The organism is Erwinia psidii, from assembly GCF_003846135.1.
GTDB classification, from domain to species: Bacteria; Pseudomonadota; Gammaproteobacteria; order Enterobacterales; family Enterobacteriaceae; genus Erwinia; species Erwinia psidii.
This window is the reverse complement of the sequence record NZ_RHHM01000001.1, coordinates 312,024-330,403: the sequence shown is the minus strand read 5'-3', so window position 1 is coordinate 330,403 and position 18,380 is coordinate 312,024. Positions and strand designations below refer to the sequence as shown.

Sequence of the window (18,380 nt, the reverse complement as noted above, 5' to 3'; positions counted from 1 at the left end):
ACAAGCCAGGATTTTTAATTATTGCGCACAGTCTACCCCGAGTTTTCGCGTGTGATAAACAAATGTCAGCTTTTTCACGCTGCTGCGCTGAATTATCCCCGGCTTCGTGGCAAACTAGCAGCCAGATAAAATCTGGCCTGGGGAGGGCACTTTGGACAAAATTTTCGTCGATGAGGCAGTCAGTGAACTGCACACTATCCAGGATATGTTGCGCTGGTCGGTCAGTCGTTTTGCGGCCGCTCAACTCTGGTATGGTCATGGTACTGATAATCCCTGGGACGAAGCTGTTCAACTGGTGTTGCCCACGCTCTACCTGCCACTGGATATTCCTGAAGATATGCATACGGCGCGTCTGACCTCCAGTGAGCGCCACCGCATTGTTGAGCGTGTCATCCGACGCATTAATGAACGTATCCCGGTCGCCTATCTGACTAATAAGGCCTGGTTTTGTGGTCACGAATTTTATGTTGATGAGCGTGTTCTTGTGCCCCGTTCTCCCATCGGTGAATTAGTCAGTGAGCATTTTGCCGGTATCCTGCCTGACGAGCCAAAACATATTCTTGATATGTGTACCGGCAGTGGCTGTATTGCTATTGCCTGCGCGTATGCTTTTCCCCAGGCGGAAGTTGACGCGGTGGATATTTCTCAGGATGCGCTGGCGGTAGCCGAACAGAATATCGCCCAGCACGGGATGGAACATCAGGTTACGCCAATTCGGACCGATCTGTTCCGTGAACTGCCGAAAACCCCTTATGATCTGATTGTCACCAATCCACCCTACGTGGATGAGGATGATATGAGCGATCTGCCGGATGAATACCGCTATGAGCCAGAGCTGGGTCTGGCGGCGGGCAGGGATGGCCTGAAGCTGGCCCGGCGTATCCTGGCCTGCGCCCCGGATTATCTCAGTGAACAGGGCGTGCTGATTTGTGAAGTCGGCAACAGCATGGTGCATATGATGGAGCAGTACCCTGATGTCCCGTTCACCTGGCTTGAGTTCAGCCACGGTGGTGACGGGGTATTTATGCTTACCCGTCAGCAGATTATTGCCGCACAGCATCATTTCGGCATTTTTAAAGATTAATAAATTTACAGATTACAGGGCGTTGCTGTCGCAGCGATGCTGAATCTGACCGGCGCATAATAACCATGCGTTTGTGCCGGGAGATGATCTGACTGTGGCGTTTTCACCGATCTGCCGTTTAAATTGACAGGCAATTGGTGCGCGCCAGACAGTTAAACAGCGCTTTGAAGAACAGACAGGAGTAAAAATGGCGGGGAATACTATTGGTCAGATCTTTCGCGTTACCACCTTTGGAGAGTCCCATGGCCTGGCGCTTGGCTGCATTATTGACGGAGTTCCTCCGGGCATTCCGTTGACTGAAGCCGATTTGCAGCATGATCTGGATCGTCGCCGTCCCGGAACGTCGCGTTATACCACTCAGCGTCGTGAAGCGGATCAGGTGAAAATCTTATCCGGCGTCTTTGAGGGGATGACGACGGGAACCAGCATCGGCCTGCTGATTGAAAACACCGACCAGCGTTCGCAGGACTATGGTGAGATTAAAGATCTGTTTCGTCCTGGCCATGCGGACTATACCTATGAGCAGAAATATGGACTGCGTGACTACCGTGGCGGGGGGCGCTCCTCCGCCCGTGAAACCGCTATGCGCGTGGCGGCGGGAGCGGTTGCTAAAAAATATCTTGCGATGAAGCACGGAATTCAGGTGCGGGGTTACCTGGCGCAAATCGGTGATGTGGCCTGTGAACTGAAGGACTGGGATCAGGTGGAACTAAATCCGTTCTTTTGCCCGGACCCCGATAAGATTCCGGCACTTGACGAACTGATGCGCAGCCTGAAAAAAGAGGGTGATTCCATTGGCGCAAAGGTATCCGTAATAGCGGAGCATGTCCCGGTTGGCTTAGGTGAACCGGTATTTGATCGCCTGGATGCCGATTTGGCCCACGCGCTGATGAGCATTAACGCGGTGAAAGGCGTGGAGATCGGTGACGGTTTTGCGGTGATCGGCCAGCGTGGCAGTGAACACCGTGACGAGATCCGTGCTGACGGTTTCCAGAGTAACCACGCGGGCGGCATTTTAGGCGGCATCAGCACCGGGCAGGCCATTCTGGCGACCATTGCGATGAAACCCACCTCCAGTATTACCGTGCCGGGTAAAACCATTAACCGCGCGGGGGCGGAAGTCGAAATGATCACCAAAGGTCGTCACGATCCCTGCGTGGGAATTCGCGCGGTACCGATCGCAGAAGCGATGATGGCGATTGTCCTGATGGATCACTTACTGCGTCAGCGTGCCCAGAACGCTGACGTTAAAACGGACATTCCCTGCTGGTAATGATGAAAAAAACTCTGTTGGCGCTTTGTGCGCTGATGATAAGTGCGGCACCGCGTGCCGCCACGCCGTGGCAGTCGATTCGTCAGCCGATTGACGGGCCGTCTCAGGCGATTGGTGCGTTTGCCAATGGCTGCATCATTGGGGCACAGCCCTTGCCACTGGATGCGCCAAATTATCAGGTCATGCGCCAGGACCAGCGGCGTTTCTTCGGTCATCCTGACCTGATAATGTTTATCCAGCGCCTCAGCGCCCGGGTGCATAATCTGCAACTGGGTGAAGTGCTGGTGGGTGATATGGGCATGGCGGCAGGAGGACGTTTCAGCAGTGGACATGCCAGCCACCAGTCGGGTCTGGACGTGGATATCTGGCTGCAACTGCCAAAAACGCGCTGGACTTCCGCGATGCTGTTAAAACCACAGCCGCTGGATCTGGTCAGCGCCGATGGTAAAAACGTGGTGGCCCGGCACTGGCAACCGGAAATCGACAGCCTGATAAAACTGGCGGCGAAAGACGAGGATGTGACGCGCATTTTCGTTAATCCGGCGATTAAAAAACAGCTTTGTGCGGACGCGGGTATCGACCGTGACTGGCTGCGCAAGGTCCGGCCCTGGTTTGGCCATCAGGCGCATATGCACGTACGTCTACGCTGTCCGACAGACAGCCCTGAATGTCAGGAGCAGCCAGCGCCTCCGTCGGGGGACGGCTGTGGTGCCGAACTGCAAAGCTGGTTTGTGCCAGCAAAACCGGGGGCGGGCAAGCCGGTGAAGCGCCAGCCGCCGCCTTTGCCGCCGGCCTGTCAGACATTACTGGATAAACATCTGCTTTAAGGACGTAAAATGGACTGGTTTTCTGTCAGCCCGGCGGTGGCTGGCCTGCTTTTTTTTGTCGCGGTGCTTGCTGCATTTATTGACTCGATAGCCGGGGGCGGTGGCTTACTGAGCGTTCCCGCATTGTTGTCGGCGGGGCTTTCTCCCGCTCAGGCACTGGCTACCAATAAACTACAGTCTGTTGGCGGCTCGTTCTCCGCCAGCCTTTATTTCGTCCGACGCAAAGCCGTTAACCTGGGTGAACAGCGGCTTAATATCTTCATGGCGTTTATCGGATCGGTGAGCGGAGCCATGCTGATCCAGCATATTCAGCCGGGCCTGCTGCGTCAGGTGCTGCCGGTATTGATTATTGGTATCGGGCTTTATTTTTTGCTGATGCCGCGAGTGGGCGAGGAAGACAGGCAGCGTCGTCTTCATGGTCTGCCTTTTGCGCTGCTCGCTGGTGGATGTGTCGGGTTTTATGATGGTTTCTTTGGCCCAGGTGCCGGTTCGTTTTACGCGCTGGCCTTTGTCACGCTGTGCGGCTATAACCTTGCCAAATCAACGGCGCATGCCAAAGTGCTCAACTTCACCTCGAATCTGGGCAGTCTGCTGTTCTTTATGTTTGGCGGCAAAGTGGTATGGGGCACCGGTTTGATCATGCTGATTGGCGCGATTTGTGGTGCGCGACTTGGTGCCCGTATGGTGCTCAGCCGTGGCCAGACGCTAATCCGTCCTATGGTGGTGACGGTTTCAGTCGTGATGAGTGCAAAGCTTCTGTATGACAGTCATGGCGCGGCGATAGTCGCCTCATATCACCATTTTTTTGGTTAACCCCGGTGCGCCACGGATTTGGCGCTGACTCTGAGTGATTAACAATAATGAGTTCTGCACACCATTATCAGCAGCTGATTGAGATCTTCGACCGCTGCTTTTTTGATGATTTTCAGACGCGCCTGATAAAAGGCGATGACGAACCGATTTACCTTCCTGCTGATGGGGACGTCAACTATAACCGCGTGGTATTTGCGCATGGCTACTATGCCAGCGCGATGCATGAAATATCTCACTGGTGTATCGCCGGGGCGGAGCGCCGCAGGCAGGTTGATTTTGGATACTGGTACTGCCCGGACGGGCGCGATGCCATGACCCAGAGTCAGTTCGAAGCGGTAGAGATCAAACCTCAGGCGCTGGAGTGGATGTTTTGTGTCGCGGCAGGGTTTCCCTTCAACGTAAGTTGTGACAATCTCAGCGGAGATTGTGAGCCAGATCGCATTGCATTCCAGCGCAAAGTACACGCACAGGTGATGCGGTTGTTGGACGAGGGCGTGGCGGAACGGCCAGCCCGGTTTATTGCTGAACTTGGCAGCTATTACTCAACTCCTCCGCTGAGTGCCGTACAGTTTCCGTGGCCGGAAGATCTGTGAACTCAGGGGAATGATCGGATAAGGATTGGTATGATTGATGAATTCGAGGCGCGTATCCTGGCCCTGATCGACGATATGGTGGAAAGCGCCAGTGACGATGAGCTGTTTGCCAGTGGCTACCTGCGCGGGCATTTGACCCTGGCGGTGGCGGAGACAGAACAGTCCGGGGAACACACACCGGAAGCGTTGCAGATTCAGGTGCAGAACAGCCTGCAAAATGCCATTCAGGCAGGTGAGCTGTCACCGCGCGACCAGGCGCTGGTGATTGGCATGTGGGATAACCTGTTCCTTCAGGCCCGTCAGCCACTGTGACCGGAAGCTGGCGGACGTTGCGCCGCCGGCCTTCACGGTGTTCCTCAGGCGGGAGATTTTACCGCTTTACCTTTCAATAATTTTCTTATCCAGTAGCGGTTTGGATGCAATGCCGCCAGCGTGTGGCGATCCAACGGAATGGGTTCACCACACAGCTGTGCCGCCAGTACCTCTGCTGCCAGCGGGGCGCTGCACAGCCCCCTGGAACCAAGCGCCCCCAGCACAAAAAGCCCAGGATAAACCGGTGCGGTGCCAGCGTTCTGCGGGTGTTCTGCCAGCGTAGCGTACTGGTCGAGCGTCTGCTGATAGTCGGGCAGGGGACCCACCATTGGCAGATGATCGCGCGTGGCACAACGCACACCCCCGCGAGCCATGCCTCCACTGACATCTACTTCTTCAGCCCAGTGAGCTTCTGGCAGGCAGCGTAGTAGCCGCTGGCGGTTCTCCTGCTGATCGTCTTCGCAGTATTGCGCTGAACTGCTGGCACGATGGTAGCTGGCACCAATGCAGTGATGCCGGTTAGCCGGATTAACCGGCGTAAGGTAGCCGTCATAGCAGAGCACCTGCCGCAGTTTGCTCAGTTCGGGCGTGGTGGGAATATGGCTGACCTGGCCGCTGACGGCGTAGGCGGGCAGCTGTTCGCTCTGGGAAAACGAGGTCAGTGTATGCCCGTTAGCCAGCACCACGTTCCGGTGCTGCTGTTGCGGGCCGTGGGCAAAATGTAGCTCCCAGCCTGCATCGCCGGGCACCAGCTGCGTCAGGTTATGCCGCCAGTTAAGCCGCAAGCCCTGCTGTGCTGCCAGTTGATGCAGTGCCGCGGTAAGCTGGCCGGGCGCAAGCCAGCCACCGTTGGGGTAGGTGATACCGCCACAGCCTGTTGTCACGCCACAGAGGATCTCCGCTTCCTGCTGGCTGACGCTGTGCGCAATCTCTTCCGGCAGGGCCATCTCCACCATTTTGGCAATTTTACTGCTGCTTTTTTCATCCCAGCCAAGCTGGGTTACGCCGCACCAGTGGTGATCGAAGCTGACGTTCAGTCCGTCGTACACCCGGCGGGCGAAGGTAAAGGCGGCGGGAAAGAAGCAGGCCAGCGCCGGATCGTGATGATTGAGCAATGGGTAAAGCGCGCCCTGACGGTTGCCGGATGCGCCCTCAGCCGCACCGTCATCGGCACAGTAAAGCGTCACTTTTTTACCGCGACGTAGCAGGGCAAGCGCCACCAGCACCCCGGAAATGCCACCACCGATAATGGCAATATCATCGCCCTGAGCAGCAGGACGTGCATACCACGGGGCCAGAGTCGGTGCGCTGATGGGGGTTGTCAGCACGCCACAAAGCATTTCGCGCTTTATGCCAAAACCTTTACGTTTAGTCACCACAAAACCGGCCTCTTGCAAGCCACGGCGGACAAAGCCCGCCGACGTGAAGGTGGCCAGCGTTCCGCCCTCGCGGGATAATTTTGCCATGCAGCTGAACAGTTTTGGTGTCCACATCTCCGGGTTTTTCGCCGGAGAAAAACCGTCAAGGAACCATGCATCAACCTGCTGATGCAGACTGTCATCGATATCATCAATTAACCGGTTTATATCGCCAAACCACAGATCCAGCGTTACCCGCCCGCCATCCAGCAGTATACGGTGACAGCCTCGCAATGCTGCCGGCCACTGTTCACGCAGGGCGGCAGAAAAGCGCGCCAGCTGTGGCCAGTTGGCATGGGCGCTGGCCAGATCGCTTTCCTTTAACGGATATTTCTCACAGCTGATGAAGTGCAAACGTTGTAACCTGGCGCCCGGCTGCGCGTGGCGGAATTGTTCAAAGGTCTGCCAGAGCGCAAGAAAGTTCAGCCCGGTGCCGAATCCGGTCTCGGCCACGATAAACAGGTCACGTGGATGCTGGGTAAACCGCAGGGGTAAACCATTGCCCGAAATAAAGACGTAGCCTGTCTCCTCCAGCCCGTCGTCATTAGAGAAGTAGACATCGTCAAAGATTCGGGATACAGGTGTACCCTGTTCATTCCAGTGCAGCTCAGCATGGTTAATCGGGGTATTTTCCACGGTGGAAGCTCATATATCAGGCTGTGCCGCGATTGTAACGGCGTGATGCCACGCACGCAAATTTACAAAAGTTAACCGCTGATCGGACTTGTTCGGCTTACAACTGTAAGCTAAAGTGCCTGTCGAATCTAAATGTAAGTAGGAAATGAGGTATTGAATGAAACGAGCAGTGATTACTGGCCTGGGGATCGTTTCCAGCATTGGTAATAACCAGCAGGAAGTTCTCGCGTCTCTGCGTGAAGGACGTTCCGGCATTACCTTCTCTCAGGAGCTGAAAGATTCCGGCATGCGTAGTCACGTCTGGGGTAACGTCAAGCTGTCTAAAGACGAGATCTCCGGCCTCATTGACCGCAAAGTTCTGCGTTTTATGAGTAATGCATCTGCTTATGCCTATATTTCCATGCTTCAGGCCGTCGAGGACTCCGGTCTGAGCGCTGAACAGTATCAGAATAACCCGCGTGTGGGCCTGGTTGCCGGTTCAGGCGGCGGTTCACCCTTCTATCAGGCAGCAAGCGTCGATGGTATGCGGGCAAAAGGTCTGCGCGGCGTGGGTCCGTACATGGTGACCAAAGCGATGGCCTCTGGCGTGTCAGCCTGCCTGGCCACCCCGTTCAAAATTCACGGTGTAAACTATTCTATCAGTTCTGCCTGTGCCACTTCTGCTCACTGTATCGGTAACGCTGTAGAGCAGATCCAGCTGGGTAAACAGGATGTGGTTTTTGCTGGCGGTGGCGAAGAACTGTGCTGGGAAATGTCCTGTGAGTTTGATGCGATGGGCGCGCTTTCCACCAAATATAATGAGACCCCGGAAAAAGCCTCCCGCACTTACGATGCCTGCCGCGACGGTTTTGTTATCGCTGGCGGTGGCGGTATGGTGGTGGTCGAGGAGCTGGAGCATGCACTGGCGCGTGGTGCCCACATCTATGCTGAAGTGGTCGGCTATGGCGCAACCTCCGATGGTGCGGATATGGTCGCTCCTTCCGGTGAAGGTGCAGTTCGCTGTATGCGTATGGCGATGCAGGATGTTGATACGCCGGTTGATTACCTCAACACGCACGGTACGTCCACGCCGGTGGGTGATGTGAAAGAGCTGGGTGCTATCCGTGAAGTTTTCCGTGACAAAGCGCCAGCCATGTCGGCCACCAAAGCGATGACCGGCCACTCACTGGGTGCGGCAGGCGTACAGGAAGCCATTTACTCTCTGCTGATGCTGGAGCACGGTTTTATCGCACCAAGTATCAACATCGATGAGATCGATCCTGCGGCAGAAGGACTGAACATCGTTACCCAACCGACCAACCAGAAGCTGAAAACGGTGATGTCTAACAGTTTCGGTTTTGGTGGCACCAACGCCACGCTGGTGATGCGTAAGCTGGACTGATTTCTCAAAGGGGCGACTTCCTGCCCCTTTCCTGCCTCAGAGGGACCGTCTTTTTCCCCGGCATTCCGGTGCATCCCGATCGGGCCGGTCCCTTAAAAGCTGGCTGTTTGTCTCATTAATGCCCATACCCGTTGAAATCAGCAGATTGGCAAAGGCCCGATCCCGCTCTGATGTGTGCATCCCCCTAAAAGCAGGCCTCAACTGAGCAAGGTAAATCCTCAGGGGACGGTAATGAACCGGCTGGCTGAGACTGACTCCATGACAGCTGACCGGACCCGTTGCGTGCCTGGGACGGCCGTCATGCGACCCGCAATGGGACTTTTCGCTATCTCCCCCGTCATGGCGGCCCACTCATAGAATCGCGTCAGCGCGGCGGCAATATTGTTCCATGTCCGGGCCGGGACGTTTCTGGCCGAACCGCCTCTGCCTGTAATCGGTGCGCAGAACGCCGCGGTCGACCGTGCGCCAGGAAACTTGCTGCTGTGCAAGCCAGCGCAGAAACCGGGCAAGGTGGTAAGCACAGGTACGCCAGATATTACGGCCTGGCCTTGATGGATCTACCCGCGATTGCAAAAAGGCATTCACATCCCGGTCAAATGCACCATTCTCCCCGATGAGGAAGGGCTGGCCGTCAATAATGCCAGGCCGCTCTGCCACTTCCGCCAGTACTGGTGTACGACTCAGGTCCGTAAAAATTAACATGGACATCGCCTCGCTGATCGACAGAATATGTGGCCACATCCAGCCTGATATTTATTGCCTGTGAGTGCCAGCGTCACAACCAGCGCCCGACCCCCACGCCAACGGGTTTGCCACACTCGTCAGGATTTGCACCCAGTCGAGCTGTTTCAGCAGTGCCAGCGTGATATCGGTGGCCTGCTGAATTTGCCGCCATGCCGCGCGGAGCTGTTCATCCGTCCATGATGCTACGCTGCGCCCCGTCCGGCTGACCCACTGCCATACGCGGCCGGCCTGCGAGTACATCCAGTCGCCGCTGTCGTTCAGCCAGCCCGCCACGCGGTTCAGCTTATGCTGCATCTCTTCCGACAGGGCATTCCACCTGGCGGCCACGTGACGGATAACGCCTTCGCGGTGTTACCGGCATACGTCCACGGCTCGATTCTGGCCGGTACGGGCACCGCTGGTGGACGCGGCATAAATATCGGGGGATAGAGGAACCGCGGCCAGTACTTCGCGCCGCTGCCCTGTCAGGCCTTTATCGTGACGTTACCCACCTGGTCAGCCCACTGGTGCTCTTTCGGACGGCAGTCGTGAATCTCCAGTATGGTCATCTGGTTACGATCTTTGCCGACGATTTTCATATAATCGTTATATTGAAGCCGCGTAAGTTCATCCACCGGGAACTTGACCTCCACCAGCCTTGCCAGATTGTCGGCGTGCAGTTGACCCTCGCTGTCCGGCCCGGCCAGCGGTCATCTTTATCCTTCACGATAATGACGTCCGGGCGGCGGTAAATGCCCCGGCCCGGCACCGGAAAGGGCTTTGTGGTATGGCGTCGTCCGGGACCCTCATGAAATAATGTACTGCTGAGAAAAGGACGCGGCGGTAACGTGCGCATATCAAAGGTCACCTCCGCCTTGTACCACCACCGGTAGTCTCGGGCGATTTCATCCACGCGGATAAGCCCGCTCATCATCAGCTGTTTGAGGCTGATCTGATAGCCGCGCCCCTGACGGCGGATTTCCGCAGACAGGCGGGGGAAGCGCATGGCGTATTCGGCTTTGAGGTGCACAGATACTTGCGGTTTTCCGGCGCTGGCAGGCGTGACTGTTTCTCCGCCATTTCAATGCCAGTGGTGGTGCAGTCCCATGGCTGGCTGTTTGTCTCTGTGGGAGGCTGGTTCTGCCTGTCGGCGCTCCGGGTCGTTCGGGCAGTTCTATTCTGGTTTTTTCTCCCTGAATGCAGTCTTACCGCATTTATTGATGGGGTCAGTTACCGTTTCATTATGGTTCTTTGCTACGGGAAATCCGCCAGGTCATCGTCTTATGTCAAGGCAGCCGAACACTAAACTGGTGCATGACAGAAATTCTGCCGGTTCCGACATGTAACCCCATGATGAGATGCAGCAGGCTTACACAGGAAAGCGGGATGGAAATTGAGCAAGGTCAATACAATATGAAACACCGACCATGTAAATAATATAAGTATTTTTCACTCATCCGGTTTTCTTTCTCTGCAGGCACATGCCTTTTTCTTCACCGGACCCGGTGCGGGAAAATAATCTGCGTATGTTACCAGGGCCAGGGAAATGCTAGTGTTGCAGGTTAAACAAGGGGCATTTCGTTTAACCGGTAACTGAGATATGCAAAATCGTCTGACAATCAAGGATATTGCGCGAATGAGCGGCGTGGGGAAATCCACCGTTTCCCGCGTGCTGAATGGTGAAGATGGCGTCAGTCAGAAAACACGGGACAAGGTGGAAGCGGTTATTCACCAGCACGCTTTTATGCCTTCCCGGTCGGCCCGCGCCATGCGCGCGCAGAGTGATAAGGTGGTCGGTATTATTGTCACCCGGCTGGACTCATCAGCGGAAAATCAGGCCGTGCGAACCATGCTGCCCGTTTTTTATCAGCAGGGTTTCGATCCCATCGTGATGGAAAGCCAGTTCGATCCTCAACTGGTTTCAGGCCAACTGAGAATGTTGGCGCAACGCAATGTGGAAGGGGTGATCCTGTTTGGATTTAATGGCCTGACCCGCGAAACGCTCACACCGTGGCAGAAGGAAATGGTGGTAATGGTGCGTGAATATTCCGGCATTTCTTCCGTCCGCTATGATGATGTGGGTGCCGTTAACCTGTTAATGGTAACACTCTATGAGCAGGGCCACCGCAATATCAGTTACCTTGGGGTCGATGAAAATGATGCGACCACCGGAGCCGGCCGTCATAAGGCTTATCTGGATGCCTGCTTGCGGCTGGCTCTTACACCCGTCACGGCGCTGGGGTCGTTAAGCTATCAGACGGGTTACGATCTTGCAGGGAGAGTAATCGCCAGCGACACCAGCGCGATTATCTGTGCCTCTGAAAGTATCGCCCTTGGTGCCTGCAAATATTTGCAGCAGCGGCAGATCGTCAATGTACAGATTGGCGCGATTGGCGATACCCCGTTACTGCGTTTCCTGTTTCCGCAAACGTTATCCGTGGCGTTCGGTTATGGCGCGGCGGGCGCGCGGGCCGCGCACCAGCTGTTGGCTCAACTGAGTGGTGATTCTTCTCCGACCAGTTTAGTTATGCCCTGTCAGATGGCCTGAACACGTTTAACCTCTTTTCCCGCTTTATTATCCTCAAGTAACGTTAAATTGCGGCGTTTTGTGATCGTTACACCAAAAAGGGAACGTTCCCATTTATCGCAATCCGCAGGATCGTTACACTCCATCAGCCACGAATACCCCCTTCAAATCCTGTGGCTGGTTTGGTAAGCCCAAAGTGCTTTTTGCAAAAGGACAAAATAAAGGATTACTCATGAGTAAAGTAAACCCATCAGATATTCACAAACTGATCGAGTTGATTGGTGGTAAAGAGAACGTTGCTACCGTCAGCCACTGTATTACCCGTTTGCGTTTTGTACTGAACGACACAACCCTCGCCGATACGCAGCAGCTGGAATCTCTGCCGATGGTAAAAGGCTGTTTTACCAACGCCGGTCAGTTTCAGGTCATCATTGGCACCAACGTTAGCGACTATTACAAGGTGTTAATCGATACCTTGGGTCAGGGCGGTGCCGACAAAGATCAGGTCAAAGCGGCTGCCCGACAAAATATGAAATGGTCTGAGCGGGCCATCTCACATTTCGCAGAAATTTTCTTTCCTCTGTTGCCCGCACTGATCAGTGGCGGGCTGATCCTCGGTTTTCGCAACATCATAGGAGATATTCAGTTTTCAGGAGGGCAGACGCTGGCGCAATCCTCGCCGACCTGGAAAGCGCTGTATGACTTTTTATGGCTGCCGGGTGAGGCCATCTTCATGTTTTTGCCGGTGGCAGTCTGCTGGTCCACGGTGAAAAAAATGGGCGGAACGCCGGTGCTGGGGATTGTACTTGGCGTCACCCTGGTTTCACCTCAGCTGATGAACTCCTATCTGCTGGGACAGCAGCTGCCAGAAGTCTGGGATTTTGGCTGGTTCAGCATTGAAAAAGTGGGTTATCAGGCACAGGTTATCCCCTCCATTATGGCCGGAATGTTGCTGGGCTGGCTCGAAGTTCGTTTAAAGAAGATAACGCCAGACTCGCTTTATCTGGTGATCGTGCCGGTGGTCTCTCTGCTGTTATCCGTGCTGTTGGCACATCTGCTGATTGGACCTTTCGGCAGGATGATTGGTGATGGCGTCGCCTGGGTGGTGAAAGCCTTTATGACCGGTAGCCTGGCTCCGATTGGTGCCACCCTGTTTGGCTTCCTCTATGCGCCACTGGTTATCACCGGCGTGCATCAGACCACGCTGGCTATCGATATGCAGATGATCCACAGCAATGGTGGCACTCCACTGTGGCCATTAATCGCGCTTTCCAATATTGCTCAGGCTTCAGCTGTGTTGGCAATCATCATTGTCAGCCGCAAGGCAAATGAGCGGGAAGTGTCGGTACCGGCAGCCATTTCAGCTTATCTCGGCGTAACCGAACCGGCGATGTATGGCATCAACATGAAATACCGTTTCCCGATGCTGTGCGCCATGGTGGGATCGGCCTGTGCTGCCCTGATTTGCGGTCTGAGCGGGGTGCTGGCAAATGGCATTGGCGTTGGTGGCTTACCGGGTATTTTGTCAATCCAGCCGTCGTTCTGGCCAGTTTATGCGTTGGCGATGTTGGTGGCAGTGGTGGTGCCTTTGGGGCTGACCGCGCTGGTTTACCGCCATAAATGCCGCCGTATGGATATTGTGGAATAAAACATAAAGGAATGTTTACAATGAAAGAAACTTTTCCCTGGTGGATGAACGGGGTTATTTACCAAGTTTATCCAAAAAGTTTTCAGGACAGCAGTGGCAATGGCTATGGCGATCTGAATGGTATCTGTCAGCGGCTGGATTATCTGGAAGATCTGGGGGTAGCAGCGCTCTGGCTGACGCCGGTTTATCTGTCACCTCAGGTGGATAACGGCTATGACGTTGCTGACTATTACGCCATTGACCCGGCCTACGGCACGATGGCGGATTTCGAGCGTTTGGTCGCAGAAGCGCACCGCCGCGGTATCCGCATTGTGATGGATATGGTGTTTAACCATACCTCCGTTGAGCATCCCTGGTTCCGTGCCGCTCAGGATCCCGCCAGCCCGTATCGCCCGTTTTATCTCTGGCATGAGGGACACGAAGGTACGCCGCCCAACAACTGGCGTTCCAAGTTTGGTGGTTCGGCCTGGCAGTGGCATGCACAAAGCGGACAATACTATCTGCATCTTTTTGCCCCTGAGCAGGCCGATCTCAACTGGCAGCATCCACCCGTTCGTGAGGCACTGAAAAAGATTTGCCATTTCTGGGCGGATAAAGGAGTGGATGGCCTGCGCCTTGATGTGATCAATCTGGTGTCTAAACCGCAGGCCTTTGTCGATGATGAACACGGTGATGGCCGCCGCTTCTACACCGATGGTCCTCGCATTCACCAACTGTTGCAGGAAATGAACCGGGATGTGTTTAGCCCCCGTGGACTGATGACGGTGGGGGAAATGTCATCCACCACCCTGGATCACTGCCAGCAATATGCTGCCACTGACGGCGGTGAACTCTCGATGACCTTTAATTTTCATCATCTGAAAGTGGATTATCCCAACGGGGAGAAATGGGCGCTGGCCGCACCTGACTTTGTGCAACTGAAACAGATTTTCAGCCAGTGGCAGCGCGGTATGCATAGCCGTGGCTGGAATGCGCTGTTCTGGTGTAATCATGACCAACCTCGCATTGTTTCGCGATTCGGCGATGAAGGTGAACTTCGGGAAACCGCCGCCAAAATGCTGGCGATGGTGCTGCATGGTATGCAGGGCACGCCCTATATCTACCAGGGGGAGGAAATTGGCATGACCAATCCGGGTTACGCCCGGATCGATCAATACCGTGATGTGGAAAGCCTGAACATCTGTGCCGCGTTGCGTGAAGCAGGTCGAAGCGAGGAAGAGGTGCGGGCAATCCTTGCCAGTAAATCTCGTGATAACAGCCGCTCGCCGATGCAGTGGGACAACTCTGCCAGCGCGGGTTTTACCTCCGGCAGACCGTGGCTGGATTGCGCGCACAACTACCCGCAGGTCAATGCCGCGTCCGCCAGAGGCAACCCTGACTCCGTGTTTTATACCTATCGCCGTCTGATTGCACTGCGCAAAGAACTTCACATCCTCACCTCTGGAGATTACCAGGATCTGGCACCGGAACACCCGTTGCTGTGGTGCTACCAGCGCTGCTGGCAAGGAAAGCGTCTGCTGGTTGTGGCTAATCTTGGCCGCGAACCGATCGATTTACAGGCTGAGGGAATTACGCTCTCCGCCGATGCGCAGTTACTGATTGCCAACTATGCCGATGCACCGGTAGGTCTCCCGACAAGGCTACGCCCCTTTGAATCGGCGTGGTGGCTGGATAAATGGACCGCACGGATTTTGTAAAACAGGATGTGTCAAAAATGAAAAAATATACCTTACCGCAGTGTAAATGGATCCTTTGTACTTTAATGGGGGGATTTTTGTCGGCGCCGGTGATGGCCGTCGATTTTCACGGTTACGCCCGGTCCGGCATTGGTTGGACGGGAAGTGGTGGCGAGCAGCAATGCTTTCAGGCTACCGGGGCAGGAAGTAAATACCGTACCGGCAACGAATGTGAAACTTACGCGGAATTAAAACTGGGACATGAGGCGTGGAAAGAGGGTGAAAAAAGCTTTTATTTCGATACCACGCTGGCCTATGCGGTTTCACAGCGATCTGATTTTGAATCGGTTTCTCCGGGTTTTCGTGAAGTTAATGTAACGGGCGTCAACCTGATTGATGCGCTGCCCGGCGCGGTGATCTGGGCAGGTAAACGTTTTTATCAGCGCCATGACGTTTATATGATCGACTTTAATTACTGGGATATTTCCGGGCCAGGGGCGGGGCTGGAAAATGTGGACGCTGGTTTTGGTAAATTTTCGTTTGCGGTGACCCGCAACAGTGAAGAAGGCGGTTCACTTGGGTTCCTTGAAAGCCAGCGGGATGAGCGTCCGACCATTAATGATGTTTTCGACCTGCGACTGGCCGATTTACAGGCCAATTCAGGCGGAACCCTGGAATTTGGCGTGGATTATGGCCGCGCCACCGTACAGAAAGGCTATCAGCTGGCCGACGGTGCCAGCAAAGATGGCTGGATGCTAAGCGCGATACATCGTCAGAAACTCGCCGGTGGTGAAAACAAGTTTGTGGTGCAGTACGCCACCGATGCGATGACCTCGTTGATTAATGGTCGCAGCACCGGTAGTTCTGTGGATAACAATGGTAAGATGCTACGGATTATTGACCATGGCGCCGTTGATTTTAACGATCGCTTTGGCATGATGTATGTGATGATGTATCAGAATATTGACCGCGATAATCAAAATGGTTCTTCGTGGTATACCGCAGGCATCCGCCCGATGTATAACTGGACGCCGATCATGAGTAGCCTGCTGGAGCTTGGCTACGACAATGTCAAATCCCAACGCACCGGCGAACGCAACAGCCAGTACAAAGTAACGCTTGCACAACAGTGGCAGGCGGGTAGCAGCGTTTGGGCCAGACCATCGCTACGGGTGTTTGCCACTTATGCCAAATGGCAGGAAAAATGGGGATATGCCACCAGCGATGATGTCGGTTATGTAGCTAATGTGGCTTACAGTGACAGCGCACTCCATACCTTCAGCCGGGGTACAAATGACGAAGTGTCGTTTGGCGCGCAGATGGAGATCTGGTGGTGATACGCAGAGCAGAGGCTTTCTGAACAACTCGTAAATGGCTCTGGCGGTTTATTGTCTTCTTTTATTGCAAACCTCGCCCTGACCTGAATGGGTGAGGTTGACTCCCTCACGGTGCGTTCCGGGCACCGTATCTTCGACGTTCAGCGATGCTGATTGCCCCCCCCCGATGCATTTTCATCTTAACGCAGGCATGAAATCATGCCGCCAGCAGACAACCGGCGTCTTCCCGTAACGGTTAATGAAGACAGGCTTTCAGAGAAAAATCCACAGCAGAAAGATCAGGACCAGCACCGCTGAGAAAATAGTCATTGCCGTGCGATTGACCAACGGTTGCAGGCTCTGTGGTACATAAGCCCAAAGTGGCACAGTAATCGGGTGAGGATCCATCTCGCTGCCGCTTACCGGCTGCTCACGTAAGCGTTCAGCACGTCGGGCAAACAGCAGGTTAATCATATCCTGTGCCTGAGCAGGGGTAAGCACCGCCTGGGGTTGTAGTTGGAATCGTTGCTCGCTGACCTCTTCCAGCATCTTCTGTTCTGCGTGATCCGGTGGCACTTTCAGCGCGGCGAGCAACTGTGGCAAGGTTAGCGCAGTATGCTGGGTCACCATGTGGCTGGCCTGAAGGTACTGGGTCAATAGCGGAAAGACGCGCGAAGGAATAGGGTCGCCGCTGTGGAGGTTGACCATTTTCAGTACCGCTGTCCATAGTTTTACCGGGTGTTCACCTGTGGCGGCGGCGAGTTTTGCCACCTGCTGATTAAGCGTGTGGTGTTCAGCGGGCAACAGTGTACGGTCGGTAATATGGTTCTGCTGCGGCTGCGGGATCGACATCTGCCCGTTCTGCAACATGGTCAGCACCTGGCGTAGCTGTTGAGGTTCCAGCGAACTGAGCACGGTATGACCAAACTGCTGACGAATAAAGTCACTGACAGCCTGGCGGTTATTACCCTGCGGCAGTAGATCGGTTAACTGCTGAAACAGCTGACGGGTGGCGTGGGTATTCTGCACCTGCGAAAGCCTGGCGTTAAGAAACTGTTCCGCCGCAGGAAAGTGTTGGGACAGCAGGCCAGCGTCACTTTTTACCCCAACTTCATGATGTACCCCAGCCCAAAGCTCAGCTGATTTCAGCGAACTGAGGGAGATGATTTTGACAATCAGTCTTTCCAGCGTGGTGCGCTGTGCGGGCGACAGCGGTTGATTTCCCGGACCGGATGACAGCGTTGTGGGTCTGACATCGACCGATGTACGATCGCCGGTAATCGGCGCACCGGGGCCACTAAGCGGTTGCATGGCAAAATCCTCAACTCATCGGACAACATCCGGGGCGCGCCGGAAAAAGGGTGAAGCACTATGATAACAATCCCGCCCGGCGATAGGTAGAGGGCGGTGCCGGACTGCGGGAAATATTTTGTGCTGCAAAATTCGCTGAGGAGGTGGATGATTCATGCCTGCCATTATATCACCGGCAACAGTCCACCATGCTGCTTTCCGGGCAGGTGGTAAATTATCCCGGTCGCCACCTGAGTTATCGCATGACTCTTTGCGATTAAAACAGACTGACTGGTAGCGCTGAAACGCGTTTCATGCTTTCCACCACATGGTGATTTTTCGGCATGTCGTAGTGTGTGGTGATCAGTATGGTGATATTTTTGTGCCCTGAATGATAGTAGCCATCGGTGTCAGGCAAGCCAGTTTGCCACGGAGCGAGCATGTGGTGAAGCCCGCTACCGGGATAAGTTTGTGGTGCATTTTGCGCCCATTCATAGCGATAATATATGCCGGGCACATGATGACAGTCCAGGCCAGTGTATTAACACGGGCTGGTGACTGGCAGAACATTATTTTCTGCTGTGTGAGAACAAGTGCAAATGAAATAAGCGATCCTTACGAATCCTGCTGATGTTGACCATTAACGTCATTAAAAAAACACTATGTTCTCTGGAATAACTGCGGGAAAACCCCAGCTTTGGGGATTGATATTGTGATGGTAAGGTCGCGCTGAATAATTACGTGCATAATAAACGTTAATGCCGGCCAGTAGTGAATATTTACAGGGTAATACTGAATGTAAAAATCTTCTCTCCTTCTTGCATGATTAAAATTTTTTCTTTCTAATATTATGTTTTTTTGAT

The 18,380-nt window shown here is 54.4% G+C and carries 15 protein-coding genes and 1 pseudogene; 11 read left to right on the top strand and 5 right to left on the bottom strand.

Annotation, left to right across the window (positions count from 1 at the left end; all coding sequences use genetic code 11):
* Positions 1–151 precede the first annotated feature (151 nt).
* The 6 genes from prmB to EB241_RS01355 all read left to right on the top strand — a co-directional run bounded on the left by prmB (position 152) and on the right by EB241_RS01355 (position 4,902).
* Positions 152–1,084: a 50S ribosomal protein L3 N(5)-glutamine methyltransferase gene (gene prmB / locus EB241_RS01380; protein WP_124231439.1), complete on the top strand. Its 933-nt coding sequence runs from the start codon at positions 152–154 to the stop codon at positions 1,082–1,084.
* A 187-nt stretch (positions 1,085–1,271) separates the two neighbouring features.
* Positions 1,272–2,357, top strand: a complete 1,086-nt coding sequence (aroC, locus tag EB241_RS01375) for a chorismate synthase (protein WP_124231438.1) — start codon at positions 1,272–1,274, stop codon at positions 2,355–2,357.
* Positions 2,358–2,359: 2 nt separating this feature from the next.
* Positions 2,360–3,184, top strand: coding sequence for a penicillin-insensitive murein endopeptidase (mepA, locus tag EB241_RS01370; RefSeq protein WP_124231666.1), 825 nt, complete (start codon positions 2,360–2,362; stop codon positions 3,182–3,184).
* 9 nt (positions 3,185–3,193) lie between these two features.
* Positions 3,194–3,997, top strand: coding sequence for a sulfite exporter TauE/SafE family protein (locus tag EB241_RS01365; protein ID WP_124231437.1), 804 nt, complete (start codon positions 3,194–3,196; stop codon positions 3,995–3,997).
* A gap of 47 nt (positions 3,998–4,044) precedes the next feature.
* Complete coding sequence (locus EB241_RS01360; RefSeq protein ID WP_124231436.1) at positions 4,045–4,590, top strand: elongation factor P hydroxylase; 546 nt, start codon at positions 4,045–4,047, stop codon at positions 4,588–4,590.
* A gap of 30 nt (positions 4,591–4,620) precedes the next feature.
* Complete coding sequence (locus tag EB241_RS01355; RefSeq protein WP_124231435.1) at positions 4,621–4,902, top strand: YfcL family protein; 282 nt, start codon at positions 4,621–4,623, stop codon at positions 4,900–4,902.
* A gap of 44 nt (positions 4,903–4,946) precedes the next feature.
* On the opposite strand, the gene mnmC is transcribed toward EB241_RS01355, so the two are convergent.
* Positions 4,947–6,956: a bifunctional tRNA (5-methylaminomethyl-2-thiouridine)(34)-methyltransferase MnmD/FAD-dependent 5-carboxymethylaminomethyl-2-thiouridine(34) oxidoreductase MnmC gene (gene mnmC / locus EB241_RS01350; protein WP_124231434.1), complete on the bottom strand. Its 2,010-nt coding sequence runs from the start codon at positions 6,954–6,956 to the stop codon at positions 4,947–4,949.
* Between the two features lie 157 nt (positions 6,957–7,113).
* Between mnmC and fabB the strand changes: the two genes are divergently transcribed.
* Positions 7,114–8,337 carry a beta-ketoacyl-ACP synthase I gene (gene fabB, locus EB241_RS01345; RefSeq protein WP_124231433.1) on the top strand — a complete coding sequence of 408 codons (1,224 nt, stop codon included), beginning with the start codon at positions 7,114–7,116 and terminating at the stop codon, positions 8,335–8,337.
* A 351-nt stretch (positions 8,338–8,688) separates the two neighbouring features.
* Here fabB and EB241_RS01340 read toward each other — a convergent pair whose 3' ends face one another.
* Together EB241_RS01340 and EB241_RS01335 are read right to left on the bottom strand one after the other, a co-directional pair.
* On the bottom strand, positions 8,689–9,039 hold the full coding sequence (locus tag EB241_RS01340) for an alkaline phosphatase family protein (RefSeq protein ID WP_124231432.1): 351 nt from the start codon (positions 9,037–9,039) through the stop codon (positions 8,689–8,691).
* Between the two features lie 108 nt (positions 9,040–9,147).
* Positions 9,148–10,238: pseudogene (locus tag EB241_RS01335) on the bottom strand (VRR-NUC domain-containing protein); the annotation flags it as partial.
* Between the two features lie 422 nt (positions 10,239–10,660).
* On the opposite strand from EB241_RS01335, the gene treR reads away from it, so the two are divergent.
* The 4 genes from treR (at position 10,661) to EB241_RS01315 (ending at position 16,248) form a co-directional block, all read left to right on the top strand.
* Positions 10,661–11,608 (top strand): trehalose operon repressor TreR, encoded by a 948-nt coding sequence (gene treR, locus EB241_RS01330; RefSeq protein WP_124231431.1) that lies wholly within the window; start codon positions 10,661–10,663, stop codon positions 11,606–11,608.
* Positions 11,609–11,819: 211 nt separating this feature from the next.
* A complete protein-coding gene (treB, locus tag EB241_RS01325) occupies positions 11,820–13,235 on the top strand; it encodes a PTS trehalose transporter subunit IIBC (RefSeq protein ID WP_124231430.1) in 1,416 nt (471 codons plus the stop codon).
* Positions 13,236–13,255: 20 nt separating this feature from the next.
* Positions 13,256–14,932, top strand: a complete 1,677-nt coding sequence (treC, locus tag EB241_RS01320; RefSeq protein ID WP_124231429.1) for an alpha,alpha-phosphotrehalase — start codon at positions 13,256–13,258, stop codon at positions 14,930–14,932.
* A gap of 65 nt (positions 14,933–14,997) precedes the next feature.
* On the top strand, positions 14,998–16,248 hold the full coding sequence (locus EB241_RS01315) for a maltoporin (RefSeq protein WP_124231665.1): 1,251 nt from the start codon (positions 14,998–15,000) through the stop codon (positions 16,246–16,248).
* Positions 16,249–16,500: 252 nt separating this feature from the next.
* Here the strand turns inward: EB241_RS01315 and flk are convergent, their stop codons facing one another.
* Both flk and EB241_RS01305 read right to left on the bottom strand, forming a co-directional pair.
* Positions 16,501–17,538, bottom strand: a complete 1,038-nt coding sequence (gene flk / locus EB241_RS01310) for a flagella biosynthesis regulator Flk (RefSeq protein ID WP_124231428.1) — start codon at positions 17,536–17,538, stop codon at positions 16,501–16,503.
* A 256-nt stretch (positions 17,539–17,794) separates the two neighbouring features.
* Positions 17,795–18,034: a hypothetical protein gene (locus EB241_RS01305; RefSeq protein ID WP_124231427.1), complete on the bottom strand. Its 240-nt coding sequence runs from the start codon at positions 18,032–18,034 to the stop codon at positions 17,795–17,797.
* Positions 18,035–18,380 lie beyond the last annotated feature (346 nt).

Coding starts and splice junctions, on each gene's coding strand:
- aroC (WP_124231438.1), top strand. CDS start 1,272: ATGGCGGGGAATACTATTGGTCAGATCTTTCGCGTTACCACCTTTGGA.
- mepA (WP_124231666.1), top strand. CDS start 2,360: ATGAAAAAAACTCTGTTGGCGCTTTGTGCGCTGATGATAAGTGCGGCA.
- EB241_RS01365 (WP_124231437.1), top strand. CDS start 3,194: ATGGACTGGTTTTCTGTCAGCCCGGCGGTGGCTGGCCTGCTTTTTTTT.
- EB241_RS01360 (WP_124231436.1), top strand. CDS start 4,045: ATGAGTTCTGCACACCATTATCAGCAGCTGATTGAGATCTTCGACCGC.
- EB241_RS01355 (WP_124231435.1), top strand. CDS start 4,621: ATGATTGATGAATTCGAGGCGCGTATCCTGGCCCTGATCGACGATATG.
- fabB (WP_124231433.1), top strand. CDS start 7,114: ATGAAACGAGCAGTGATTACTGGCCTGGGGATCGTTTCCAGCATTGGT.
- EB241_RS01340 (WP_124231432.1), bottom strand. CDS start 9,039: ATGTTAATTTTTACGGACCTGAGTCGTACACCAGTACTGGCGGAAGTG.
- treR (WP_124231431.1), top strand. CDS start 10,661: ATGCAAAATCGTCTGACAATCAAGGATATTGCGCGAATGAGCGGCGTG.
- treB (WP_124231430.1), top strand. CDS start 11,820: ATGAGTAAAGTAAACCCATCAGATATTCACAAACTGATCGAGTTGATT.
- treC (WP_124231429.1), top strand. CDS start 13,256: ATGAAAGAAACTTTTCCCTGGTGGATGAACGGGGTTATTTACCAAGTT.
- EB241_RS01315 (WP_124231665.1), top strand. CDS start 14,998: ATGGGGGGATTTTTGTCGGCGCCGGTGATGGCCGTCGATTTTCACGGT.
- flk (WP_124231428.1), bottom strand. CDS start 17,538: ATGCAACCGCTTAGTGGCCCCGGTGCGCCGATTACCGGCGATCGTACA.